The organism is Sphingomonas segetis (assembly GCF_009720245.1).
GTDB classification, from domain to species: Bacteria; Pseudomonadota; Alphaproteobacteria; order Sphingomonadales; family Sphingomonadaceae; genus Sphingomicrobium; species Sphingomicrobium segetis.
Map to the genome: position 1 here is coordinate 1 of NZ_WJSQ01000173.1, position 4,987 is coordinate 4,987.

The window sequence follows — 4,987 nt, forward strand, 5'->3', positions numbered from 1 at the left end:
CTACCTGACCCGCGATGAAATGGCGCTCGCCGATGTCAGCCGGGTGTGCCAGCAGCGCTTCCGCGACCGGCCGAGCACGCGCCAGCTCGATCGCTGCGCCGCGTTCGACGATGCCGCGATCGGCCTGCTCGACCGCGACCCGTTGCGCGACCGCGGGCCGTTCGCGCCGCTCGCCGTCACCGGGCGCCAGTGGAGCGCCGCGTCGGCGCTGTCCGGCGATTATCTCGCGATCGACGGGCGGCTGGATCAGATCCGGCTGCGCGTCGAGCTTGCGCTCGCGCCCGAACGGGTTCCGGCAGAGGGCGAACCGGACTAGTGCTGTGTCGACGCCAAGGCTGTGCCGCTGCCGCCGCTCGTCGCCGCCGGTGCTTTCGGCTTGCCGAGCGGCTGCTGGTTCTCGGCCACGGCTTCAGCCGAGAGCGCATATTTGAGATTGTCGGAAACCTCGAACTTCTTCTCGTAATCGACCGGCGCGACGTCTTTCGACGCCTCGCGAGCTGCAAGGTTGAAGCGCACCGCGACGCGCTTGTCGCCGCGCATCGACGGAGCGAGGTGGATTTCCTCGGCGCCGGGGATTTCCTTGATCGCCTGCGCGAGCTCATCCTGGGTCGACGGAGTCACGTGCGGCGCGGCGAGCGCGGCCGTGCGCAGCGCGGCGGCATTGGGCTCGCGGCCGGCGTAAGCGTCCGAGAATGCCGCGGGCTGACCCCAGCTGCCGGCCCAGCGGTAGAACAGGTGCGCACCGAGAACCGCATTCTTGGCGAGACTCGATGCCCAGGTCGGGAGAACGTAATCCGCGTGGTAATGAGTCGCCCAGCCGACCGGCGCATAGACCGTGCCCGACAGCGCCGCTTCGGCGATCTTCGAGGCGCGGCGCCAGCCGTCGGGATCGGGCGCTCGGGCCAGCGATCCGTCGCAGGTGAAGGTGAACTGGCAGCCGGTCGTCCGGGTCGAGCCCTGGTAGACGACTCCGCACACGCTGTTCGGGAAGGCGGGATGCCGAACGCGGTTGAGCACCACCTGCGCGACCGCGCGCTCGCCATCGGCGTCCTGGTTCCCGGCCTCGTAATAGACGGCACTGGCGAGGCAGGTAAGCGCCTGCTCGCGGGCGCTCGCGCTGCCCTTGAAGGCGAAGGGCGCGGCGGCGGGGTTGGGTCCACCGGTCAGCGGGATCTCGGCATTGACCTTGACCGCCTGCTCGGGTGCGATCGGTTTGAGGATCAACGGCGGCGGGGCAGGGGGCGCGGCATGCGCGGCAGGGTTCGTGGCGGCGTTGGGAACCGCCATGCTGCCGATCGCAACCGCCGACACGAAGCCGAGCACGCCGAACCCGATTGCCTCGCGCGGATTGGTGCGCACGAACGCGCGCCCGCGCTCCCGCCAGTCTATGGCAGTGCGCCGAACGCGGTCCAGCGGCCTTGAAAGGGTCAATGCTTCAGCCATTGCGCAGTGATATACTCAACTAATACAGTTGTTTCAACGTGGCGTGCGGCGAACGCGAAAGCTTCCTGTCTCGGTCCATCGGATCAACGGTCTCAACGGGATAACCCACACCACTCCGACGAATAGATAATATGGCGCCTGGACGAGCACAGGCCATTTGCCGACGAAGGGGCTCATGCTTGCGACGAACGCCGCCCAGACGAGGATTATCGCCAGAATCGCGGCGATTCCGATGAGCTTTCTGGGCGACGGCTGGTCGGTCATGGCGGGCGGCGCGATAGCGGAGATCGCGTTTCACGCGAAGAGGTGAAGCCGGTCCGACCGGAGCCGGCGACGAGCGACGGCCTCAATTCCCCGCGGGTGAAATCCGGAACTCGATGACTTCCGGCCGCTCCCTCAGCTGCTCGGCGAGCTTGTCGATCGCGTGTTCTTCGGTGGTGCGCAGGTTCATTCGATATTCGAAATGCTGCCCGAGGTCGGTGAGGCGGTAGCTGAGCTCGCCGATGTTGAAGCCGAGGTTCTCGACCATCGCCTGCACCTCGCTCATCGGGAGGACGGAACCGCGGTCGAATTTCACCCAGTAATGGGCGTAAAATTGCGACGGGAGCTGCTGCTCGATCCAGCGGAATGCGGACAGGACTCCGAGCGTCAGGAAGGTCGTGACGATCGCGGGGAAATAGAAGCCGGCGCCGAGCAGGATGCCGATCGCGGCGGTGATCCAGATCGATGCCGCGGTGGTCAGGCCGCGGATCGTCAGGCCCTCCTTGAAGATCACGCCGGCGCCGAGGAAGCCGATACCGGTCATGATGCCCTGCGCCATGCGCGTGGGGTCGAGACGGATCGTGTCCTGCTCGAGCATCGCTCCCCACTCGCTCTGAAAGACCGTGAGCAGCATCAGCAGCGACGAAGCAAGGCAGACGAGGGCGTGCGTCCGGAAACCGGCGGGGCGGCCGTGAAAGGTTCGCTCGAGGCCGATCAGCGCACCCGCCGCAAGCGCGAGGCCGAGGTGGCTGAGGATGGTCAGCTGGTTGGGGCCGATGAGCATCTGCTACACCACCGCGTTCCTGCGGATCACTTCCTTGTACCAGGCGGCGCTGAGCTTGGGGGTGCGCTTCTGCGTCTTGAAGTCGACGTAATGGATCCCGAACCGCTTCGAATATCCGTCGGCCCATTCGAAATTGTCCATCAGGCTCCACAAGAAATAGCCCTTGAGCGGATAACCTTCGGCGACCGCCCGGCGGAAGCTGGTGATGTAGTTGCGAAGGTACATGACGCGGTCGGCATCGTCGATGCGGCCGTCGTGGACCGGATCGTCGGCCGACGCGCCGTTTTCCGAGATGTAGAGCACCTTGGGCTTCCACAGCTCGCTCACCTGGCGCACGCCCCAGTAGGCGACTTCGGGACCGACGATCAGCCACGGCGAGGCCATGTGCGGCGAGGAGGCGATGTGCGGGATCGTCGCATAGCCTTTGGCAGAATCGTCGGCGCGGACCCACTCGGGCGCGTAGATATTGAGCGCGAGGAAATCGAGCGGGCTGGCGATCGCCTTCATGTCGCCGTCCTGCACTTTGGGCGCGTTGGCGCCTTGCTGGTTCAGATATTCGTCGATGTAGCGGCCTTCCATGATCGCGGTCAGGAACATTGCGTTGAGTTCGCGCGTGGCCTTCTTCGCGGCGGCGATATGCTCCGGAGTCTCGATGACGGGCACATAGAAGGTGGTGTTGTCCGCGATGCCCACCTGCGTGCCTGGTTTCGCGCTGGCGCGGATCGCCTGAACCCCGAGGCCATGGGCGAGCGTGCCGTGGTGGCGGACCTGATTCACCTCTGCGGGCGGGAGCTTCAGACCCGGCGCGTGGATGCCGACGAGGTGGCCGAGGTCGGTGAAGCAGCGGATTTCGTTGACCGTCATGATGTTCTTGACGCGGTCGGAGATCTGCCCCGCCATGTAGCCGGCGTAATCCGCGAAGGCATGGGCCGTGTCGCGGTTCTGCCAGCCGCCCGGGAGTGCCGCGGGTAGGTCCCAATGGAACATGGTGACGTACGGCTCGATGCCGTTCTCGAGCAGGTTGTCGATCACGCGCTTGTAATGGTCGACACCCCTGGGGTTTGGTTGTCCGCGCCCTTCCGGAAAGATCCGCGACCAGGCGAGCGACATGCGATAGGTCTGGACGCCGAGGTTCTTCAGCAACTGCGTGTCCTCGGCGTAGCGGTGGTAGCTGTCGTCGGCGACGTCGCCGGTGTCGCCGTTGAAGGTCTTGCCGGGCGTGTGGGAGAATAGGTCCCAGTTGGTCGGCCCGCGCCCGTCTTCCCTGACCGCGCCTTCGATCTGGTAGGCGGCGGTCGCCGTTCCCCACTTGAAGCCGTTGGGGAAGCTGAGGTCGGTGCACTTCAGCACTTGCGCCGCGGCAGGTGCGCCGAAGGCGGTGGCTGCACAGGCGGCGCCGAGCGCCTTGCCGAGATCGCGGCGGCTGAAGTCTGTCACGGTGATGAACCTCCCTCCCTGTTGCAGCAGGATGATTAGCAGCTTCGGCAGGTCTGGCGAGACTGCTGTCGAGCGGGCTAAGAGCGGCGCATGGAATCCGATTCAGAGCAGATCGACGAGAAGCTGCGCGCGATGACCGACTGGCGCGGAGCGATTCTGGCGCGGCTTCGCCGGCTGATCCACGAGGCCGATCCGGAGGTCGTCGAGACCGTCAAGTGGCGAAAGCCGTCGAACCCTTCCGGAGTGCCGGTGTGGGAGTATGAGGGAATCATCTCCACGGGCGAGACCTACAAGGACAAGGTCAAACTCACTTTCGCGCGCGGCGCTTCGCTCGCGGACGCGGCTGGGTTGTTCAACGCGAGCCTCGGCGCGGGCACCCGCCGCGCGATCGATTTTCGCGAAGGTGACGAGATCGACGAAGAGGCGTTCAAGGCGCTGGTCCGCGAGGCGGTGGCGCTGAACGTGAAGCGGGCGGGTTAGCCGCAGATGGTCGGGGTCGCGGGACCCTTCTCGGCGGTGTAGCAATCGCCCTTGGCCGCGTTGGCGCGGTTCTCGGCGCGCATCGCGACGAACGCCACCGCGCTCACGGCCACGATGACCAGACCTGCAATCGCCTTGGAACGCATTCGACTATCCCTGTGCGAGTCAGCCCCGCCGCTCCCGATTTGCACGCTAACATTCAACTATCGGTAAAAGAAGGGGAATGGCATGCCGGTCGCGGGCCGAGATCAATTCTCTAGTCAAAAGTTGGGGATTGTTGCTTCGGAGCCACGGCATTGCGGAGCGGCGAGCCGGCGCTAGGGTCGCGACGATGCTCCGACCGGCCGCCGCTTTCCTGATCGCCCTGATCGCCCCGATCGCCGCGCCGCTTGGTGCGCAGCCCGTACCGCTTCCGAACGGGGTCGAAGCGAGCGGCGCCGGCATGGCGATACGCGTCGAGGCGCTGACGGATTCAGTCCTGCGGGTGCGCATCGCGCGCGGCGGCGAATGGGCCGAGGATGCGAGCTGGGCGGTCCCGGCCGTGGTGCGGCACCAGCGCGTTCCCGTGCAGCAGGCGGTCGG

8 protein-coding genes are annotated in these 4,987 nt (G+C 66.1%); 3 read left to right on the top strand and 5 right to left on the bottom strand.

The window, feature by feature from the left end; translation table 11 throughout:
• Nucleotides 1-316, top strand: a 316-nt coding sequence (locus GH737_RS15415) for a hypothetical protein (RefSeq protein WP_196233168.1), incomplete at its 5' end; no start/stop codon positions are given.
• Here GH737_RS15415 and GH737_RS12865 read toward each other — a convergent pair.
• From GH737_RS12865 to GH737_RS12880, 4 genes are all read right to left on the bottom strand, one after another.
• On the bottom strand, nt 313-1,443 hold the full coding sequence (locus GH737_RS12865; RefSeq protein WP_155265204.1) for a cell wall hydrolase: 1,131 nt from the start codon (nt 1,441-1,443) through the stop codon (nt 313-315). The two genes, GH737_RS15415 and GH737_RS12865, sit on opposite strands and share 4 nt — an antisense overlap.
• Before the next feature lie 33 nt (nt 1,444-1,476).
• A complete protein-coding gene (locus tag GH737_RS12870; RefSeq protein ID WP_155265205.1) occupies nt 1,477-1,707 on the bottom strand; it encodes a DUF2842 domain-containing protein in 231 nt (76 codons plus the stop codon).
• Nucleotides 1,708-1,789: 82 nt separating this feature from the next.
• Nucleotides 1,790-2,488: an MgtC/SapB family protein gene (locus GH737_RS12875; protein ID WP_155265206.1), complete on the bottom strand. Its 699-nt coding sequence runs from the start codon at nt 2,486-2,488 to the stop codon at nt 1,790-1,792.
• Nucleotides 2,489-2,491: 3 nt separating this feature from the next.
• Nucleotides 2,492-3,925 carry a GH1 family beta-glucosidase gene (locus tag GH737_RS12880; protein ID WP_155265207.1) on the bottom strand — a complete coding sequence of 478 codons (1,434 nt, stop codon included), beginning with the start codon at nt 3,923-3,925 and terminating at the stop codon, nt 2,492-2,494.
• A gap of 90 nt (nt 3,926-4,015) precedes the next feature.
• On the opposite strand from GH737_RS12880, the gene GH737_RS12885 reads away from it, so the two are divergent.
• Nucleotides 4,016-4,405 carry a DUF1801 domain-containing protein gene (locus GH737_RS12885; protein ID WP_155265208.1) on the top strand — a complete coding sequence of 130 codons (390 nt, stop codon included), beginning with the start codon at nt 4,016-4,018 and terminating at the stop codon, nt 4,403-4,405.
• Here GH737_RS12885 and GH737_RS12890 read toward each other — a convergent pair.
• Nucleotides 4,402-4,551, bottom strand: coding sequence for a hypothetical protein (locus tag GH737_RS12890; protein ID WP_155265209.1), 150 nt, complete (start codon nt 4,549-4,551; stop codon nt 4,402-4,404). The genes GH737_RS12885 and GH737_RS12890 overlap by 4 nt on opposite strands.
• Nucleotides 4,552-4,736: 185 nt before the next feature.
• Here GH737_RS12890 and GH737_RS12895 point away from each other — a divergent pair.
• The coding region (locus GH737_RS12895) for a hypothetical protein (RefSeq protein ID WP_155265210.1) at nt 4,737-4,987 on the top strand (251 nt) is incomplete at its 3' end.

Coding starts and splice junctions, on each gene's coding strand:
- GH737_RS12885 (WP_155265208.1), top strand. CDS start 4,016: ATGGAATCCGATTCAGAGCAGATCGACGAGAAGCTGCGCGCGATGACC.
- GH737_RS12875 (WP_155265206.1), bottom strand. CDS start 2,488: ATGCTCATCGGCCCCAACCAGCTGACCATCCTCAGCCACCTCGGCCTC.
- GH737_RS12890 (WP_155265209.1), bottom strand. CDS start 4,551: ATGCGTTCCAAGGCGATTGCAGGTCTGGTCATCGTGGCCGTGAGCGCG.
- GH737_RS12865 (WP_155265204.1), bottom strand. CDS start 1,443: ATGGCTGAAGCATTGACCCTTTCAAGGCCGCTGGACCGCGTTCGGCGC.
- GH737_RS12870 (WP_155265205.1), bottom strand. CDS start 1,707: ATGACCGACCAGCCGTCGCCCAGAAAGCTCATCGGAATCGCCGCGATT.